Source organism: Ruegeria sediminis, from assembly GCF_005938215.1.
GTDB classification, from domain to species: domain Bacteria; phylum Pseudomonadota; class Alphaproteobacteria; order Rhodobacterales; family Rhodobacteraceae; genus Ruegeria; species Ruegeria sediminis.
This window is the reverse complement of sequence record NZ_VCPD01000010.1, coordinates 13,098-30,304: the sequence shown is the minus strand read 5'-3', so window position 1 is coordinate 30,304 and position 17,207 is coordinate 13,098. Positions and strand designations below refer to the sequence as shown.

The window sequence follows — 17,207 nt, the reverse complement described above, 5'->3', positions numbered from 1 at the left end:
AGGCCAGAGAAGAAAGCCAAGACGGAGCCTGGAAATGACCCAGCCCACCGACAAGGAAGAAAAGAAGCCCATCTGGCGCCGGTATTTCCTGTGGGGAATGCCTTTGGCCGGGCTAGCCGGGGCCTTTGTCGCCGGCATCATCTTCTGGGGCGGTTTCAACACCGCCATGGAAGCCACCAACACCAAGGAGTTCTGCATCTCGTGCCACGAGATGGAGAATTTCGTCTACGAGGAATACAAGGGCACGATCCACGACGTGAACCGGTCGGGCGTCGGCGCGGTCTGTTCCGACTGCCACGTGCCCAAGGACTGGACCCACAAGATCATCCGCAAGATCAAGGCGTCCCGCGAACTTTACGGCAAGATGGTCGGCACCATCAACACGCGCGAGAAGTTCGAGGCCAAGCGCCTGCATCTGGCGATGAACGAATGGGAGCGGATGAAGGCCAACGACTCGCGCGAATGCCGCAACTGCCACAACTTCGAATCGATGATGCCCGAGTTCCAGAAACCGCGGGCGCGGCAGCAGCACCTGAACGCGATGGAAGCCGGCCAGACCTGCATCGACTGCCACAAGGGCATCGCGCATTCCGACGCCCGCGACCGGGCGGCCGAAGAATATCTTGAGAAACTCGAGGCGCCGAACCCGAAATTCGTCCGCGAGATCCCGGCGGCCTACCTGGAAAGCCTGGCCCGGATCGAGGCGAAGGAGGCCGAAGCGGCCGAGGCTGAAAAGGCCGCCAAGCAGGCCCAGCAGGAAGCGGTTCAGGCCCAGATCGCCGCGGCCGTCGATTCGGCGGTGGCCGAGGAACGCGCCAAGGCCAATGGCGAGGCGTCCGGAAGCGATGGCGCCGGCGGCGCCGGTGCGGCGGCCGCAGGCGGCGACGTCGCGTCGAACATCGACTGGAACGCCGTTGCCGGAGCGGAAATGAAGCTGTTCTATCCCGGCCAGGCGTCTTTCGAGTGGGTGCAGAACGGCAAGAACCACGGCGGCGCGCGTCCGCTGACCAAGGGTGGCGACGCATGTTCGACCTGCCACGCCAAGGAGCTTGACGCGATCGGCAACAAGCTGGTGGCCGGCGGCGACCTGGAGCCGACCCCGATCCCGGGCAAGCGCGGCGTGATCGACGCCACGGTGCAGGCGGCGCATGACGGAGAGAACCTCTATGTCCGCATGCAGTGGCCGGATGCCGGGCACAACCCCGCGCCCTTCGTCGATGGCGGCAAGATGGATCCGGAGAACCAGATCAAGGTCGCCATGATGATCACCGGCACCGGAATCGAGATGGGGGATCAGGTGGGCTGCTGGGCCTCGTGCCACGCGGACAACACCTTCATGCCCTTCGATCCGGGCGCCGACGCGATCGCGGCCAATGGCGATGTCGCGGGCCGTCTGCAGGCCGAGGGAACGGTCACCAAGTACCTCAGCGAAAGCCGGACCGACATCGAGATCAAGGGCCGTGGCGACAAGCCGCTGGGCGGCTGGGACCTGCTGAAGGCCGAGGCCGAGATCGAGCAGTACCTGAAGGACGGCACCTATCTCGACCTGCTGCGCGTCTATGCCGATGGCAGCGCCAGCAACGGCTACCTGCTGGAACGCCGGGTGGAGAACGACGGCGAGATCGCCGCCGAGGCCAGCCTGGACGGCGGCATGTGGACGGTGGTGTTCTCGCGTCCGCTGGACAACGGCGCGCCGGGCGACGTCCCGTTGGTTCCGGGCCAGACATACACGGTCGGCTTCGCGATCCACGACGACTTCGCGGCGGCCCGCTTCCACCACGTGACGCTGGACACCAGCCTTGCACTTGATGACGCATCCGCCATCATCAATGTGGTGAAGCAATAGGAAAACGCGGCGGCCGGGATTTCCGGCCGCCGTTCCCCAGCCGGAAAGGAGACATCGGACATGCGAAACTCAAGCCTTCTTCCCGCGATACTGCTGTCGGCGGCGGCGGCGTTTCCCGCAGCCGCGAAGGACGAGGACAAGGCCGCGATCTGCGCCGAGGCCGAGGAGCGGTATGTCGAACTGTTCGGCCAGCCTTCGGCCGAGGTCGAGGATGTGGAGGTCGTGCTGATGTACCAGTACAACTTCTGCCCAGCCGAGCTGACCGTCAAGGTCGGCACCACGGTGCGCTGGGTCAACGTGGACAAGCGCACCAGCCACAGCGTGCTGCTGAAGGACGGCAGCATGCCGGAAACGGACCGGGCCTTTCCCGAGGAATCGGTGGAGCTGACATTCCTGACGCCGGGGCCGCAGGACTATCTCTGCGGGCCGCATTGGGAAACCCAGGACATGATCGGAATGGTCACCGTCGAACCCTGACGCGAAGTACCGGGAACCGAGGCAGAGATACAGGCAGCGAAGGAGCGCGGGGGCATTTCCCGCGCTCCTTAACTTATGTCAAGGCAACCTCTTTTGACATCGGCCAGTCTGCCCTCATGAAACGCCCGGTTCGCCCAGCCATCTCTCGTTGTTCCGCAGCCCGCCCCGCGGCTGCGCGGGATGCGGCGGGGCGACCGGATCCCGCCACTTTCTGGACGAGCGAGATTTCAAATGAGCGGTAGAGTTTTCCTCATCGGCGCCGGCCCCGGCGACCCCGAACTGATGACCATGCGCGCGATCCGCATGCTGCGCGAAGCCGATGTCGTGGTCTATGACCGGCTGGTCTCGGCCGACATTCTCGCCATGAGCCCGGAACGGGCGCTGATGATCCCGGTCGGCAAGGCCCCCAAGTGCCACACCGTGCCGCAGGAGCGGATCAACGACATCCTGCTGGAACAGGCGCGCGCCGGCCACAGGGTGGCCCGGCTCAAGGGCGGCGACCCGATGATCTTCGGCCGCGGCTCGGAGGAGGCCGCCTATCTGGCCGCGCATGGCATAGCGGTGGAATACGCGCCCGGCATCACCGCGGCGCAGGGGGCAAGCTGCTCGACCGGCGTGCCGTTGACCCATCGCGGGCTTGCGACTTCGGTCCAGTACGTCACCGGCCACCGGCAGGCGGACAAGGTTCTGGACCTGGACTGGAAGCGTCTGGCCGATCCCGACAGCACGCTGGTCGTCTATATGGGCGTGGCCAATATCGGCCAGATCGCCATGGGGCTGATGACCGAGAACCTGCCGGGTTCGACCCCGGTTCTTGCGGTCGGCCGCGCCACCACGCCCGAGGAGCGCCGGCTGGTCTCGCGCCTCGACCGGGTGGCCGCGGACGTGCGCGAGGCAAAACTGACGGCCCCGACCCTTTTCATCATCGGCAAGGTGGTGTCGCTGTATGCTGAAGCGCCTTTGGCCGAGCTTGTCGAACAGGTGGAAGCCCATGGCTGACGTCATCCGCAGACCCAAACGCGGCTGGACCGCGCGGACCCTGCTGACGGGGGCCGTGTTCGTCGCGACCTCGGCCTTTGCCGCCGAAACGATCGACCCCGCCGCCCTGAAACGCCTGGTGCACCAGGACTGCGGCTCGTGCCACGGCCTGTCGCTGAAGGGCGGGCTGGGGCCCGACCTGCGCGCCGAAAACCTGCAGCATTACGACGTGGACGTCCTGATGGACGTGATCCTGGACGGCATTCCCGACACCGCCATGCCGCCCTGGCGGCCCCTGATGACCCAGGAAGAGGCCGAGTGGATCGCCCATTACCTGCTGACCCCGGAGGAGCAATGAGACGCCTTGCATTCGGCCTGATGGCCGCCCTTCTGGCAACCACCGCACATGCCGAGCCCACGGCCACCGGCGATCTGGGGCTGGTGATCGAACGCGCCACCGGATCGGTGCTGCTGGTGGACCAGTCGGACCGCGCGGCGCTGGCCCGCATCGAGGGCTTGGGCGATCTGTCCCATGCCTCGCTGGTCTATTCGCCGGATCAGCAGTTCGCTTATATCTTCGGGCGCGACGGCGGGCTTACGAAGGTCGACATCGTCACCCGGAAGATCGTGAATCGCGTCGTGCAGGCGGGCAACGCCATCGGCGGCGCCATCTCGGATGACGGCAAGCTGGTCGCGGTGTCGAATTACGAGCCGGGCGGGGTGCGCGTCTTCGATGCGGACACGCTTGAGATGGTCGCGGACATCCCCACCGGCAGCAAGACCATCGGCCTGGTCGATGCGCCGGGCCGGCGCTTTGTCTTCACCATGTGGGATTCGGGCGAGACATGGATCGCCGATTTCGCCGGCGCCGACCCGCAGATCACCAAGATCACCGACATGGGGGCCAACCCCTATGACGCGCTGATCACCGCCAATGGCCGCACCTACATCACCGGCCTGTTCGGAGAGGACGGGCTGACGGCGCTGGACCTGTGGTCCGAAAACCCCGAGCCGATCCGGGTGCTGCCCGGCTATGGCCGGGGGCAGCAGGAGATGCCGGTCTACAAGATGCCGCATCTGGAAGGCTGGGCGCATACCGGCGACGAGTTCGTCCTGCCGGCCGTCGGGCATCACGAGGTGCTATGGGTCGATGCCTCCACACTCACGGAAACCGGGCGGACCAAGACCTATGGCCAGCCGGTCTTTGCCATGGCGCGCCCCGACGGGCGGCAGGTCTGGGTGAATTTCGCCCACCCGCTGAACGACACGATCCAGGTGATCGACACGCTGACCAAGCAGGTCGTCCACGAGTTCAAGCCGGGACCGGCGGTGCTGCACATGGAGTTCACGCCGCGCGGCCACGAGGTCTGGCTGAGCGTGAGGGACGCGGGCAAGGTCATGGTCTACGACACGCAAACCTTTGAGAAACTGCGCGAAATCGAGGCAGAGAGCCCCTCGGGCATCTTCTTCACAGCACGCGCGCACAGGACGGGGCTTTGACGCATGTGCCACATCACCGATCCCAAGGACCGCAGCCTGCTGGATGACTGGCAGCGCGACTTTCCCGTCACCGAGCGCCCGTTCAAGGTTCTGGCCGATGCGCTGGAGCTGGACGAGGCCGACGTGATCGACCGGCTGGCGCGGATGCGCGCGGCGGGCCGGATCACCCGCGTCGGCGCGACGATCGCGCCCGGGACCGTGTCGGCCAGCACGCTGGCCGCGGTGGCCGCGCCGGAGGAGCGGATCGAGGAGGTCGCGGCGCTGATCGACGCCGAGCCGGGCGTCAATCACAACTATCAGCGCGAGGATGACTGGAACCTCTGGTTCGTCGCCACCGGACCCGACCGCGAGCACGTCAACGACACGCTGGCGCGGATCGGGCGGCGGACGGGGCTGGAGGTGCTCGACCTGCGGCTGGTGCGCCCGTTCAACGTCGATCTCGGCTTTCGGATGTCGGCGGCGACGCCGCGGGTGCCCAGCGCGCGCAAGGTGGACCGGACCGCGATGCGGGACGGCGACCGCGACCTGCTGCAGGCGCTGAGTTCCGGCCTGACGCTGGTGGCCGATCCCTATGCGGCGCTCGCCAGATCGCTGGGGCGCGACGAAACCGACGTCATGGAGCGGATCACCGCGCTGCACGGCGCCGGGATCATTTCGCGCCTGGGCGTGATCGTGCGGCATCGTGCGCTGGGATGGTCCGCCAACGCGATGGTGGTCTGGGATCTGCCGGCCGAGCGGGTCGCCACCGCCGGGCCGGCGCTGGCCGCGCATCCGGGCGTGACGCTGTGCTACGAGCGCCGCCCCGTCGAAGGGGTCTGGCCCTACCGGCTGTATTGCATGATCCACGCCCGCTCGCGCCCCGAGGCGCGCGGCGTGCTGGCCGGCGCGGTCGAATTGCCCGAGCTTGCGGGCGCGGCGCACAAGGTGCTGTTCTCGACCCGCTGCTTCAAGCAGACCGGCGCACTGATCAAAGCCAGGGAGGTGGCCGCATGACGCCGCTGGACGCAACCGACCGCGCGATCCTGAACCGGATGCAGGACGATCTGCCGCTGACCGCGCATCCCTATGCGGATGTGGCGGCGCAGCTGGGTATCACCGAGGACGATCTGCTTGAACGGCTGGCCCGCATGAAGGACGAGCGGGTGATCACCCGGTTCGGCCCCTTTTTCGACGCCGCCGCCATGGGCGGCGCCTTCTGCCTCTGCGCCATGGCGGTGCCGGAGGAGGATTTCGAGACGGTCCTGACCAAAGTCAATGCGCACGCGGAGGTGGCGCACAATTATGAGCGCACGCACCGGCTGAACATGTGGTTCGTCCTGGCTACCGAAACGCCCGAGGGGATCGGAGCCTGCGCCGATGCGATCGAACGGGAGACGGGGGTGCAAGTCCTCCGTTTCCCCAAACTGCAAGAGTTCTTCATCGGGTTCCGGGTCGCGGCATGAAAATCGACAGCACAGACAGGCGGATCATCGAGGCGCTGCAGGGCGGCCTGCCGCTGGTGCCGGCGCCCTATGCCCATGTGGCGGCGCAGATCGGGATGCCCGAACCCGACCTGATGGCGCGCATCGGGTCGATGAAGGCGCGCGGCGTGATCCGCCGCATCGCCGCCGCGCCCAACCATTACAAGCTGGGCATGACCGCCAACGGCATGACGGTCTGGGACGTGGAGGATGCCCGCATCGCCGAGCTTGGCGCGCAGGTGGGCGCCCTGCCCTACGTCACCCATTGCTACGAACGGCCCCGCGCCCTGCCGGACTGGCCCTACAACCTGTTCGCCATGGTCCATGGCGACTCGCGCGAGGAAGTCGAGGAGAAACGCGCCGAGATCCGCGCCCTGCTGGGCGCGGCGCTGCGGGGCTGCGACATCCTCTATTCGACCCGAATCCTGAAAAAGACGGGGCTGCGGCTCCGCCAGAAAGGCTGAGACGATGTTCCGCCTGACCGAATACATGCACCAGCTGGTCGAGCCGACCCCGGTCCGCAAGCGCGGCAAGGGCCCGGTGAAACCGGTGGTGATCTGGAACCTGACCCGGCGCTGCAACCTGAAATGCCGCCACTGCTACACCGTCTCGGCGGATGTCGAGTTCCCCGGCGAGCTCAGCCATGAGCAAGCCATGGAAACCCTTGAGGATCTGGGCCAATTTTGCGTCCCGGCCCTGATCCTCTCGGGTGGGGAACCGCTGGACCGCAAGGACCTGTTCGCGATCGCCTCCCGCGCCCGGCAACTGGTGCGGATGCTGGCGCTGTCGACGAACGGCACCAAGATCCATGGCGAGACCGCCGACCGCGTGGCGGAGATCGGCTTCGACTATGTCGGCATCTCGATCGACGGGATCGGCGCCACCAACGACTGGTTCCGCGGCGTCGAGGGCGCCTTTGCCGACGCGCTGCGCGGGGTGCGCGAATGCAAGAAGCGCGGCATCAAGGTCGGCCTGCGCTTTACCCTGACCGAGGGAAACCACCAGCACCTTCCCGACCTGCTGAAGCTCTGCGACGACGAGGGCGTGGACAAGTTCTACCTGAGCCATCTCGTCTATGCCGGGCGCGGCGACAAGAACCGCAGCGAGGATGCCGAGCACCTGCGCACGCGCCGGGCGCTGGACCTGCTGCTGGAGCGGGCCTGGGCGGCCGCTTCGGGCGGGCGTCCGCTGGATATCGTCACCGGCAACAACGACGCCGACGCGGGGTATTTCCTGAACTGGGTACGCGAGAATTTCGACGCCGAGAAGGAGGCGCATGTGCGCAGCCACCTGGCGGCTTGGGGCGGCAACTCGTCGGGGCTGGGCGTCGCCAACATCGACAACCTGGGCCGGGTGCATCCCGACACCTACTGGTCGGACTACACCGTGGGCAACGTCAAGCAGACGCCGTTTTCCGAGCTGTGGACCGGCGGCGACAAGATGCTGGAGCTGCTGCGCACCCGACCGCGGCCGCTGAAAGGCCGATGCGGAGCCTGCGCGCTGCGCGATGTCTGCGGCGGCAACACCCGCATCCGGGCGCTGCAGCTGACCGGCGATCCCTGGGCCGAGGACCCGGCCTGCTACCTGTCGAATGAAGAGATCGGCGTGAGCGACGCGGCCGAGCGCCTGCAAGTCACGCCATTCCGAGGAAAGAGCCATGACCCGGCACACCGGTTCTACTGAAACATCCGCGCCCAGCACCGCGACGGCTGCGCGCGCGGCCCGTGCGGGAGCCTCCGGCGGGAGTATTTGGAAAAAGATGAAGATCGGGCTGTTGTGCTCGGCTGTGATGGCGGCGCCGGCCCTTGCGGGGCCCGCCGAGGACTATGCCGATCATTGCGCCGAATGCCACGGTGACACCCGCCTGGGCGGGCTGGGCCCGGCGCTGATCCCCGAGACGCTGAAGCGGATGCGCGGGCCGCGCATCGCCGAGGTGATCGCCGAGGGGCGCGCGGCCACGCAGATGCCCGCCTTTTCCCATGAGCTTGACGCGCTGAGGATCGAGGAACTGGCGGGTTGGCTGAAGACGCCGCTGGAGACCTCGCCGGTATGGGGCGAGGCCGAGATCATGGCCAGCCGCACGCTGGACGAGGATTACGTGGCGGTCGATGCGCCGGTCTGGGACAGCGACCCGATGAACATCACGCTGGCGGTGGAGACCGGCGATCACCATGTCTCGGTTCTGGATGGCGACACGTTCGAGGTGCTGGACCGTTTCGAGACCCCGTTTGCCGTGCATGGCGGGCCCAAGTTCAGCCCCGACGGGCGCTATGTCTTCATCATGTCGCGAGACGGCTGGGTGCAGAAATACGACCTCTGGGCGCTGCAGCAGGTGGGGCGGGTGCGCGCGGGCGTCAACAGCCGCAACATCGCCATGAGCCATGACGGCAAGTGGCTGGCGGTGGCGAACTACCTGCCCAATTCGCTGACCATCCTGTCGACCGAGGATCTGAGCGTCGGCACCGTGCGCGAGGTCAAAGGCAAGGACGGCACGCCCAGCCGGGTATCGGCCGTCTACCAGGCGCCGCCGCGCGAAAGCTTCGTGCTGGCGCTGAAGGACGTGCCGGAGATCTGGGAAGTGTTCTACGGTCCCAACCCGCCGCATTACGGCTTTGCCCATGACTGGCGGATCGAGGGCCCGGCGCCCAACACCACGCCGTTTCCGGTGCGCAAGATCACCACGCCGGACTATCTGGACGACTTTTTCTTCGACCAGGCCTACGAGCATGTCATGGGCGCGTCGCGGGACGGCAAGGGCGGCCAGGTGATCGACCTGGTGATCGGGCACAAGGTGGCCGATCTGGACCTGCCAGGGATGCCGCACCTGGGATCGGGCATCACCTGGAAACACGGCGACACGACGGTGATGGCTACGCCGCACCTGACCGATGGCGTGGTGTCGGTGATCGACATGGACAGCTGGGAAACCGTCAAGCGGATCAAGACCGAAGGCCCCGGCTTCTTCATGCGCAGCCACGAGAACTCGCCCTATGTCTGGGTCGACGTGTTCTTCGGCGAGAACAAGGACGCGATGCACGTGATCGACAAGCAGAGCCTCGAGATCGTCGAGACGCTGCGGCCCGCGCCGGGCAAGACCGTGGCGCATGTGGAGTTCACCAAGGACGGCAGCCATGCGCTGGTGTCGGTCTGGGAGGACGACGGCGCGGTGATCGTCTATGATGCCAAGACGCTGGAGGAGATCCGGCGGCTGCCGATGCGCAAACCCTCGGGGAAATACAATGTCTGGAACAAGATCACCTTCTCGGAAGGAACCAGCCACTGACGGGCGCTGGCCGGTCTGGAAACTGGCGTTGGTTCTCTACCCGTTTTCCGCCGGGGCGGTGGCGATCAACCTGTTCCTGGCGGGGCTGATCGCGCACGGGCTGGGCTATTCCGCGATCGGCCCGGTGGACGCAGTGCTGTGGTCCGTGCCGCTGGGGATCCCGGCGACCTGGGCCGCGGGGCGCTGGGTGCGCAGCCTGATGGACGAGGCCGACGGCTAGTCACGCGGCCGCGGGCTGGGCCTGCGCGCGGGTGCGCCGCCGCAGCAGCGGCCGGCCCGAAACCGCGAGGAACAGGCAGGAGACGAGACCGCCGAGAATCGCCGGAAGGTAGAGCAGCCACCAGGTTTCCGGGCGGGCGATGACGACGGGCGAGACGAGGCCGCGCACGCCTTCGAGAAACACCAGAATGGTGAAGGCGCCCAGGATCTGCGGCCAGAGGCCGAACCGGGAAAACCCGCCCAGCATCAGCGTCGAAAAGCCCACCAGGGCCACCGCCACGCTGATGGCGATCCAGGAGAACCGCTGGTGCAGTTCCTCGATCAGGTCGCCTTCGGTGAACCGCTCCGTATCGGTGATTGACGCGCGGTCCGTGATCAGTTCCATCGTCGGTATGGCGCCAATGCTGCGTTCATAAAGGCCGCTGCCGCTGGTCAGCGAGGAGATGTCATAGGACGCGTCCTCGAACTGGGTCGAGGACAGCGTGCGCGCGGCGATGTCGTAGCGCAGTGCGACGCCTTCGAGCATGACCAGGTTGATCCCGGTCTCGCCGCCGACCAGGAAGGCGCGGGAGCCGGAATAGGTCACGGGCAGGTCCGGGTCGCGCCGGTCCGAGACGAAGACGTCGTGCAGGGTGCCGTCCCGGTCGATGCGCCCGATATAGACCGTGACGCCGTCCGCGGGATGAAGGAACTCTCCCTCGTTCAGCAACTGGGCGGTCACGTCGCCCGCGACCTCCTGCTGGCGCTGTTCCAGCTGCGCCACCGCGGTCGGGCGCAGGTAGACGCTGATCGCCGCCATCATCAGCCCCGCGATCAGGCCGAAGGTGAAGACCGGCCGCGCCAGTTTCCACGGGCTGGAGCCGGTGGCGAGCATGACGGTCAGCTCGCTTTCGCGGTTGAGGCGGTTGGTGGCGTAGACGGCGGCGGCGAAGACCGCCATCGGCATCACCGTGCGGATCAGCGTGGGCAGCGTCAGGGCGGTGAATTCGAGAAAGACCATCGCCGACTGGCCGCCGCTGATGACGCGGTCGAACAGGCTGACCGAGCGGGTGATCCAGAACACGCCGACCAGAACCAGCGTGAAAAAACCGAACAGCAAAAGCAACTGCCGCAGGAAATATCCATCGAAACGCGACATGTGACTCCATCGGGCTGTTCAGATTCCCGCGGACTTTAGGCCATCCGCGCGTCCGAGGAAACCGGGATCGGCAGGCGGCAGGCGGGAACCAGCACCCGGTTGCGCCAGAGCCAGCGCAGCAGCCTGTCGGCGCGTCCGGCTCCGACGAGGCCGGACCAGTGATGCCGAATGGCGGCGGCGGACGCGTCGCAGTCAAGCTGGCGCAGCAGCGGCGCGACCGGCACGCCGTCCAGCAGCGCCACCGGGCGTCCCAGATGCGGATGTGTCAGGACCGGCCCGGGCGCGATCAGGTCGCCAGTCTGGATGCCGGAGATGCCGATTTCCGCCTCGGGCGACAGGCGCAGCGGCGCGTCGTCGGGCATCTGGCCCGGAGGCGGTTCCGGCGACGGCTGTGCCAGCCATGCAGGCGGCGACGCGCGGTCCGTCCAGAACGGCGCCGCCTGGTGCCGCGCCTGGCGCGCGTAATATTCGGCGGCGAGGTTGGCATGGGCGCGCACCCGTTCCTGCTGACGCGCGGCGTGGAAATCCAGCGCCAGGGTGGCGTCGCGCGGGCGGGTCAGGACGGTATGGGCAACCGCCGCGGCCTGCATCGCCTGCCCCAGCGCGGACTGGACACCCTGCGAGGAAAGCGCGTCGATGGAAAAACTGGCCTCGCCCACGCGCAGCAGGTCCGGGGCGGGCGGGGTTTCCTCGATGTAGCTGGCGGCGTCGCAGCGGCGGACGGGGCCGATGCGCCGCCCTTCGAGGCAGGGCGACAGCAGCGTCGATTGCGCCAGCAGATTCAGGTAGAGGTCGCGGCGCTGCGCGGGCGACAGGCCCACACATGCGGCGGGATCGACGAAGGCGATGGCGTTGACCGTGCCGTCCGGCAGCAGCGCGCCCCAGTACCAATGCGCCGCGCCCGCCTCGACCCGGGTTTCCGGGCCGAAGCCCGGCGGCGCCTGCCAATAGGCGAATAGCGCCAGCAGCGGCGCGGAACAGCGCCGGAACCTGCGCCCCAGCCCGGCCTGCTTGCCCGCCGCGTCGATCATGAGGGCCGCGCGCACCATCGACACATCCGGGATGCCGCGAACGGGGATGTCCCACCCCCCGGCCCGGCGGCGGGGACGGCGGGCGCGGGCGGGTTGCAGAACCCGGACGCCCGCGTCGGACGCGGCCTGCAGCAACAGCGCGTCGAAGCGGCCCCGGTCCACAAGCAGCCCGGGCTGGCCGGCAGAGGCGCCGCGCCTCTCGAACTCGCCGGCCCAATATAGGATCGAGCCGGTGGCGCGCAGGAACCCGGCCCCGTCCACCCGCCCGCGCAGGCCCAGCGCGTCGAGGATCGGCAGCACCGAAGGCGGCAGCGACTCGCCGATATGGGCGCGGGGGAAAGCGTCGCGTTCCATCAGGCAGACATCGTGGCCGAGCTGCGCCAGCCGCAGCGCGGTGGCCGATCCGGCGGGGCCACCGCCCACGACGCAGATCTCGGCCTCGCCTATGCCGCCTGCCGCGGGCATCGTCACTCGGCCCGGCTTGGCGGCCCGCCTTCGCCGAAGAAATCCGGGCGGGCCTCGATCAGGCGGACATAGGCCTGCAGGCAGTAATGCAGCCAGCCGCGGATGTAGTCGCAGGCGGGGCGGCCGCGGTGGATCACCTCGTGATGGCAGCCGCCGCCGCAGAGGTAGCGCGCCCAGCAGCTGTTGCACGGCGACTGGGTATGAACGTGCCGCTCCGCCAACCAGCCGTTGCGGCGGGCGCTGTCGGGGCTGGTCACGTCGCCCATCGCGGCCGCCTCGTCCCCGACGAAGCGGTGGCAGGCGAACAGGCCGCCATCGGCGGAGACGCCGAAATAGCCCGCGCCCGCGCCGCAGGGATAGGGCCGGTGCGTGCCGCGGTGGATCTCGTGCATCGCCGACGCCATGTTCGAGAAGGGATAGCGCCGCCCCGCCACGACCGCCGCCTCGAAAGCCGCGCCGCAGAGGCGCATCTGCGCCAGCATGTCGTCCAGCCCGGCCCGGTCCAGTTCATGCTTGCCGTTGGGCGCCGCGAGCATGGGCGAGAAGCCGACCGAGTGGAACCCCATCGCCACGAAGCGGTCCAGCGTCTCGGGCAGGTCCATGTTCCGCGGCGTGACGGTCACGCGGGCGCCGACCTGCATCCGGCGCTGCGCCTCCAGCAAAGGCGCGACGCGGCTCAGGATCGCGTCGAAGCTGCCGCGCCCGCCGCGGTAGGGGCGCAGGCGGTCATGGGCCGCGCCGATGCCGTCGAGGCTGATGGTCACGGCGAAACCGTGCGCTTCGAAGAATTCGGCATCGTCGGGCCGCAGCAGGGTGCCGTTGGTGGTGATCGAGAAACCGACGCGCAGGTCCTTCGCCCGCGCCTGCCGCACGGCGTAGTCGGTGGCGCGGCGGATCAGGTCGCGGTTGATCAAGGGCTCGCCGCCCAGAAAGGCGAGGCTGATCCTGTCGCCCGGTTCCGCTTCTGAAACGAGACGATCGACCGAGGCCCGGGCGACCTCCCATGACATGTTCCGGGCCGGACCGCCGAACTCGCCGCCGGAAGCGTAGCAATAGGTGCAGGCGAGGTTGCATTTCTGCGCCACCGCCAGCGACAGGGACCGGACGGGCATGTCCTGCGGCGGCGCGTCGTCGATGAAGGGCGCGTCACGCAGGCCCAGCCCGTCCAGGAACCCGGCGCGGGCCGCGTCGTCCCAGCCGGCATGGGCCTCGGCCGTGCCGGGCGGGACGTCGAACACGCGCGAGCCGTCCACCGCCAGCATGTGCTGTCCATGCTCGGTGTCGAAGAAATGCACATCGCGGCGGGGCGCGCGCAGGTCCGGTTCGGGGCGGGTCATGTCTCGGCTTCCGGCCAGAACGGGATGCCGATGCCCTTCGCGGCCAGTTCGTCGCCCGTGACGCGCAGATCCTGCATGGTGTCGCGGACGCGGGCGATGTGCTCCTGCGCTTGCGCGAACTTGTCACAGGCTTCGAGCGCGTAGGCCTGGCGCAATCCATCGGTCACGCTGTTGAACAGGGCGAGGGCCTGCTTCGCCTGCGCCTTCGTGCCGGGTTTGACGGGGCGCAGATAGGCCGGAAGCCCTTGCCCGGTGTCGTATTTCGCCAGCACCTCCTTCATCTGGCGGAAGCGCAGGTAATGCTCGTCCCCGTCCGAGTCGATCCGCACCGCCAGCGCGTAGAGGCGGCGGGCGAACAGCGCCTTGTTTTCCAGCGTCGCCACGCATTGCGCATAGGCGCGGTCGATATAGCCGCCGGGGCGTTCGATCTCGATGAAATCGTCGATGGCCTCGGCCGTCAGCGGGCGCAGCGAACGGGGATGCACCCTGCCGTATCCGGGGCCGAAACGCAGGATTTCGGCGGGGGTCAGCACCGGTTCGTAGGCGTCGCCCTGAAGCTCCCACAACAACTGGTTGGCCCAGCGCATGTGGGTCATCTCGCCGATCGCGACCTCAAGCAGCGCACGGCGGGCGAAGATCAGGTCGTCCTTCAGCGTCGGCCAGCGGGCGGCATCGACGGTTTCCGGGTCGGCCAGCGAGAAATAGGCGTAGAGATATTGCAGGCTGAGCGTCATCTCCATTGGCGCCAGTCGCTTTTTCAGGTCCGCGACCATTTCCTGAACGTCGGCATAGGGTTCGACGTCCTGCAACTCGGGATCGGCCTGATAGACCTCGCCGGTCTCGCGGCCCTCGACGACGATGGGCAGCTCGCTCCACATCCGGTTGACCTGGTAGTGGTCGATCTGGAACGGGCGGTTCTGCTCGACCGTGTTGAGCGCCGCCACGTTGCCCGAGGGGCTTTTGTCCGCGCGCAGCCAGTCCAGATGGGTTTCGGCGGCAACGGGCTTGTAGGATTGCCCGGTCGGCAGCGCCTGATCGTGCGGAACCTCGGCCATCACCACGTCCGGGTGGTTCGACGGCCAGTAGTGGCAGCCGCAGTCGCGGAAGTCGTGGGACCAGGGGTTGCACAGGCTCTGGGTCAGTTCGCCGGGGTCGTAGGCGTCGTCGAACACGCCCGCCTCGGTGCGGTAGCGGCGGCGGTAGCCGTGCAGCACCACCGGTTCGGCATCGACGGCGCCCTCGTGGTCGCGGCGCACCAGCGCCACCGAAACCGGGTTGTCCGAACCGCTTTCAAGGCTGCGGACAAAGCGCCAGACCAGCATTCCGTCATAGGGCGTGCGGTCCTTGTCGTGGAAGTCGATGCGCCGACCGCCCTGCTCGACCCAGGACAGGAACCAGCGCCCCTCGCCGAGCTTGGCGCCCACCTCGCCGCGATAGGCCGAGAGCAGGGTCTGCACCCAGTCGTCGGGGCTGTCGTCGGGCAACATCGGGTCGTACATGTAGTCGACGAAGACCAGGTGGAACCCTTGGGTGTTCTTCGGCGCTTCGGCGACCGGGCTCAGCGGCACCCGCACGGCGTTGAACACCAGCCCGGGAAAGAACCGGCGGTCGAGGTCGCGCACATCCATCTCGAGCCCCGGAAAGCAGTTGCCGACCGAGCCGTCGAGCCGGGTGTTGTCCGGATTGCCCGGCACGCGGTAGGCGGCGCGGGCGGTCAGGTTGCGGGGTTTGACGCGGATCGGGTTCATCGGTTCAGGCATCCTGCGGCCCTCCTGCCTTGGCGGCGGTTTCCTCACGCGGCGGGTGCGCCACCAGATGGTCGATGAAGGACATCACCAGGTGGTACTGCCGCCGCGACAGCGACAGCGGGAAATAGTTGGAATCGCGCATGTAGGGCGGCATCCGGGCGTCGTGCATCATGTCGCGCACGATGCGCGGGTCGCGGAAGGCCGGGTTCGGGGTCTGGTCCGGGTTCGGGTCGGGTTCGAACTGCGACAGGATGCCGAAGGGCGGACGCATCAGGGTCTTCACGAAATCCGGCCTGCGGCGCAGGAAATCCAGCAGGTTTTCCTCGTCGATCAGTTGCTCGTGCACGAATTTCACCGCCACCGTATAGGGCAGCCGGTCGTTCGGCACCGAGTTCGAGAAGACCGAGACGGGTTGCGGGCGGATCAGGTCGGGGATCTTGTCGGGCTTGACCGCGTCCTCCTCGGTCATCGAGGCGGCGTCGGTCGAAGGCAGGCCCGGCGTCGGCGCGATGCCGGTCTGGGCCTGCAGCGAGGCGTTGTCCTTGAGGCCCTGGGCGCGGATGTCGTCGAGATTGATCAGGCTGTTGGTCTCGAAGGCGCGGCGGAAGATGTCCACCACCTCGGCCTTGGCTTGCAGGTAGTTCTCGTCCGTCACCGAGATCAGCGACAGGTCGCGGTCGGCCAGATCGTCCTCGAGGCTGTAGAAGGGCCGGCAGTCGGGCGCGAAATCGGGCGGGCCGGTGAATATCCGCGCCCGCGCGGTCAGGCGTTCGCCGCGCACCGAAAGCGTGGCTTCGATGACGCCGTCGCTGGTGTCGTCCACCACGCCCCAGGACTGGTTGTTGCCGACCCGCGCGCCGTCATAGCTGTCATGCGGTTCCGGGTCGTCGTACATGCCGGTCATCATGATCCATTGCGACCAGGGCGTGTCGGGGTTCAGGATGCGGTTCTGCGGCGGCACGATCTCGTGGATGCGGCCGTATTCGGATTTGGGCGGATCGTTCTTGTAGCCCGGCACAGCCAGCGTGGCCGGGCCGTATGCGGCGTCGGGCGGGCCATAGACCTCGCCCGCGGGCGGGGTGAACCGCAGGCGCAGGACGCCGGGATCGAAGGCCGGCCCGTCGGCCGCGCCCCGGACGGCGACGGGCCGGATCGCGCGCACGGCGCCCAGCGGGATCGGATTGTGCTCGTAGACCAGCGGCTGCTGCTGCGAGGTGTGCGGGCTGAAGGCCAACAGGGGCTTGCGGGTGAAATCGTCGCCCGCGATCTCGGCGCGGGCCCGGAAGCCGCAGGCGGCGTCGCCGGTGCGCCGCGCGGCCTTCTGGTTGCCCACCGTCACGTGGTAGCGGACGTGCTTCAGCGACAGCCCCTGCGCGTCGAGCAGGTCGGACGTCACCGGCGTTTCGTATTCCTCGCCGGTCTCGGCATCGTGCATCCGCGCCCACAGCTCGAAGAAGGGCGCCACCGGGCGCAGCGCGCCGGTGCCTTCGTCGCGGAAGCGGATCTTTTTGGGATCGGGCAGATAGGCCGAGACGCTGCCATCCTCGTTCTCGCGCAGGGTGAGGTTGGAACGGATCACGGTCTTGTTGTTGCCGTGGGCGTCCAGATCCTGCTGCCATTCGTAGCTTTCGAGCGGCACCTTGCCCGGGCCGAGCCGGGCCACCGCCATCGGCGGCAGAAAGAAGATCTCGCGGATTGAATCCATTGGTCAGCCTCCTTGCGGCC

Annotated in this window: 16 protein-coding genes; 11 read left to right on the top strand and 5 right to left on the bottom strand. The window is 67.8% G+C overall.

Annotated elements, in window-relative coordinates:
- Positions 1–34: 34 nt before the first annotated feature.
- From FGK63_RS19450 to FGK63_RS19400, 11 genes are all read left to right on the top strand, one after another.
- On the top strand, positions 35–1,846 hold the full coding sequence (locus FGK63_RS19450) for a NapC/NirT family cytochrome c (protein ID WP_138845414.1): 1,812 nt from the start codon (positions 35–37) through the stop codon (positions 1,844–1,846).
- A gap of 60 nt (positions 1,847–1,906) precedes the next feature.
- A complete protein-coding gene (locus FGK63_RS19445; RefSeq protein ID WP_138845412.1) occupies positions 1,907–2,323 on the top strand; it encodes a cupredoxin domain-containing protein in 417 nt (138 codons plus the stop codon).
- A 231-nt stretch (positions 2,324–2,554) separates the two neighbouring features.
- Positions 2,555–3,322: a uroporphyrinogen-III C-methyltransferase gene (gene cobA / locus FGK63_RS19440; RefSeq protein ID WP_138845410.1), complete on the top strand. Its 768-nt coding sequence runs from the start codon at positions 2,555–2,557 to the stop codon at positions 3,320–3,322.
- A complete protein-coding gene (locus tag FGK63_RS19435) occupies positions 3,315–3,659 on the top strand; it encodes a c-type cytochrome (RefSeq protein WP_138845408.1) in 345 nt (114 codons plus the stop codon). Before cobA ends, FGK63_RS19435 begins: the two co-directional genes overlap by 8 nt.
- Positions 3,656–4,801 carry a cytochrome D1 domain-containing protein gene (locus FGK63_RS19430; RefSeq protein ID WP_138845406.1) on the top strand — a complete coding sequence of 382 codons (1,146 nt, stop codon included), beginning with the start codon at positions 3,656–3,658 and terminating at the stop codon, positions 4,799–4,801. The genes FGK63_RS19435 and FGK63_RS19430 overlap by 4 nt, the downstream gene beginning before the upstream one ends.
- Positions 4,802–4,804: 3 nt before the next feature.
- Positions 4,805–5,794: a siroheme decarboxylase subunit beta gene (ahbB, locus tag FGK63_RS19425; protein ID WP_138845405.1), complete on the top strand. Its 990-nt coding sequence runs from the start codon at positions 4,805–4,807 to the stop codon at positions 5,792–5,794.
- The gene (locus FGK63_RS19420; protein WP_138845403.1) at positions 5,791–6,243 is read left to right on the top strand and encodes an Lrp/AsnC family transcriptional regulator; all 453 of its coding nucleotides are present in this window, start codon (positions 5,791–5,793) and stop codon (positions 6,241–6,243) included. The genes ahbB (FGK63_RS19425) and FGK63_RS19420 overlap by 4 nt, the downstream gene beginning before the upstream one ends.
- The gene (gene ahbB / locus FGK63_RS19415) at positions 6,240–6,725 is read left to right on the top strand and encodes a siroheme decarboxylase subunit beta (RefSeq protein WP_138845400.1); all 486 of its coding nucleotides are present in this window, start codon (positions 6,240–6,242) and stop codon (positions 6,723–6,725) included. Before FGK63_RS19420 ends, ahbB (FGK63_RS19415) begins: the two co-directional genes overlap by 4 nt.
- 4 nt (positions 6,726–6,729) lie before the next feature.
- Complete coding sequence (gene nirJ, locus FGK63_RS19410; RefSeq protein ID WP_138845398.1) at positions 6,730–7,944, top strand: heme d1 biosynthesis radical SAM protein NirJ; 1,215 nt, start codon at positions 6,730–6,732, stop codon at positions 7,942–7,944.
- 76 nt (positions 7,945–8,020) lie between these two features.
- Entirely contained in the window at positions 8,021–9,544 is a 1,524-nt protein-coding gene (locus FGK63_RS19405; protein ID WP_138845396.1) for a nitrite reductase, read from the top strand.
- On the top strand, positions 9,501–9,764 hold the full coding sequence (locus FGK63_RS19400) for a hypothetical protein (protein WP_138845395.1): 264 nt from the start codon (positions 9,501–9,503) through the stop codon (positions 9,762–9,764). The genes FGK63_RS19405 and FGK63_RS19400 overlap by 44 nt, the downstream gene beginning before the upstream one ends.
- Here FGK63_RS19400 and lptF read toward each other — a convergent pair whose 3' ends face one another.
- Genes lptF through FGK63_RS19375 form a run of 5 tightly spaced genes read right to left on the bottom strand, consistent with a single transcriptional unit; the run spans position 9,765 to position 17,187 of the window.
- A complete protein-coding gene (gene lptF, locus FGK63_RS19395; protein WP_138845393.1) occupies positions 9,765–10,901 on the bottom strand; it encodes an LPS export ABC transporter permease LptF in 1,137 nt (378 codons plus the stop codon).
- Positions 10,902–10,936: 35 nt separating this feature from the next.
- On the bottom strand, positions 10,937–12,397 hold the full coding sequence (qhpG, locus tag FGK63_RS19390) for a flavin-dependent monooxygenase QhpG (protein ID WP_138845391.1): 1,461 nt from the start codon (positions 12,395–12,397) through the stop codon (positions 10,937–10,939).
- A 2-nt stretch (positions 12,398–12,399) separates the two neighbouring features.
- Positions 12,400–13,734 (bottom strand): radical SAM/SPASM domain-containing protein, encoded by a 1,335-nt coding sequence (locus FGK63_RS19385; protein ID WP_138845389.1) that lies wholly within the window; start codon positions 13,732–13,734, stop codon positions 12,400–12,402.
- On the bottom strand, positions 13,731–15,494 hold the full coding sequence (locus FGK63_RS19380) for a ferritin-like domain-containing protein (protein ID WP_138845388.1): 1,764 nt from the start codon (positions 15,492–15,494) through the stop codon (positions 13,731–13,733). Before FGK63_RS19380 ends, FGK63_RS19385 begins: the two co-directional genes overlap by 4 nt.
- Positions 15,487–17,187 carry a hypothetical protein gene (locus tag FGK63_RS19375; protein ID WP_138845386.1) on the bottom strand — a complete coding sequence of 567 codons (1,701 nt, stop codon included), beginning with the start codon at positions 17,185–17,187 and terminating at the stop codon, positions 15,487–15,489. The genes FGK63_RS19380 and FGK63_RS19375 overlap by 8 nt, the downstream gene beginning before the upstream one ends.
- Between the last annotated feature and the right edge of the window lie 20 nt (positions 17,188–17,207).

Excerpts from the sequence above, each read along its gene's own strand:
- FGK63_RS19450 (WP_138845414.1), top strand. The coding sequence starts at position 35 with ATGACCCAGCCCACCGACAAGGAAGAAAAGAAGCCCATCTGGCGCCGG.
- FGK63_RS19445 (WP_138845412.1), top strand. The coding sequence starts at position 1,907 with ATGCGAAACTCAAGCCTTCTTCCCGCGATACTGCTGTCGGCGGCGGCG.
- cobA (WP_138845410.1), top strand. The coding sequence starts at position 2,555 with ATGAGCGGTAGAGTTTTCCTCATCGGCGCCGGCCCCGGCGACCCCGAA.
- FGK63_RS19435 (WP_138845408.1), top strand. The coding sequence starts at position 3,315 with ATGGCTGACGTCATCCGCAGACCCAAACGCGGCTGGACCGCGCGGACC.
- FGK63_RS19430 (WP_138845406.1), top strand. The coding sequence starts at position 3,656 with ATGAGACGCCTTGCATTCGGCCTGATGGCCGCCCTTCTGGCAACCACC.
- ahbB (WP_138845405.1), top strand. The coding sequence starts at position 4,805 with ATGTGCCACATCACCGATCCCAAGGACCGCAGCCTGCTGGATGACTGG.
- FGK63_RS19420 (WP_138845403.1), top strand. The coding sequence starts at position 5,791 with ATGACGCCGCTGGACGCAACCGACCGCGCGATCCTGAACCGGATGCAG.
- ahbB (WP_138845400.1), top strand. The coding sequence starts at position 6,240 with ATGAAAATCGACAGCACAGACAGGCGGATCATCGAGGCGCTGCAGGGC.
- nirJ (WP_138845398.1), top strand. The coding sequence starts at position 6,730 with ATGTTCCGCCTGACCGAATACATGCACCAGCTGGTCGAGCCGACCCCG.
- FGK63_RS19405 (WP_138845396.1), top strand. The coding sequence starts at position 8,021 with ATGAAGATCGGGCTGTTGTGCTCGGCTGTGATGGCGGCGCCGGCCCTT.
- FGK63_RS19400 (WP_138845395.1), top strand. The coding sequence starts at position 9,501 with ATGTCTGGAACAAGATCACCTTCTCGGAAGGAACCAGCCACTGACGGG.
- lptF (WP_138845393.1), bottom strand. The coding sequence starts at position 10,901 with ATGTCGCGTTTCGATGGATATTTCCTGCGGCAGTTGCTTTTGCTGTTC.
- qhpG (WP_138845391.1), bottom strand. The coding sequence starts at position 12,397 with ATGCCCGCGGCAGGCGGCATAGGCGAGGCCGAGATCTGCGTCGTGGGC.
- FGK63_RS19385 (WP_138845389.1), bottom strand. The coding sequence starts at position 13,734 with ATGACCCGCCCCGAACCGGACCTGCGCGCGCCCCGCCGCGATGTGCAT.
- FGK63_RS19380 (WP_138845388.1), bottom strand. The coding sequence starts at position 15,494 with ATGCCTGAACCGATGAACCCGATCCGCGTCAAACCCCGCAACCTGACC.
- FGK63_RS19375 (WP_138845386.1), bottom strand. The coding sequence starts at position 17,187 with ATGGATTCAATCCGCGAGATCTTCTTTCTGCCGCCGATGGCGGTGGCC.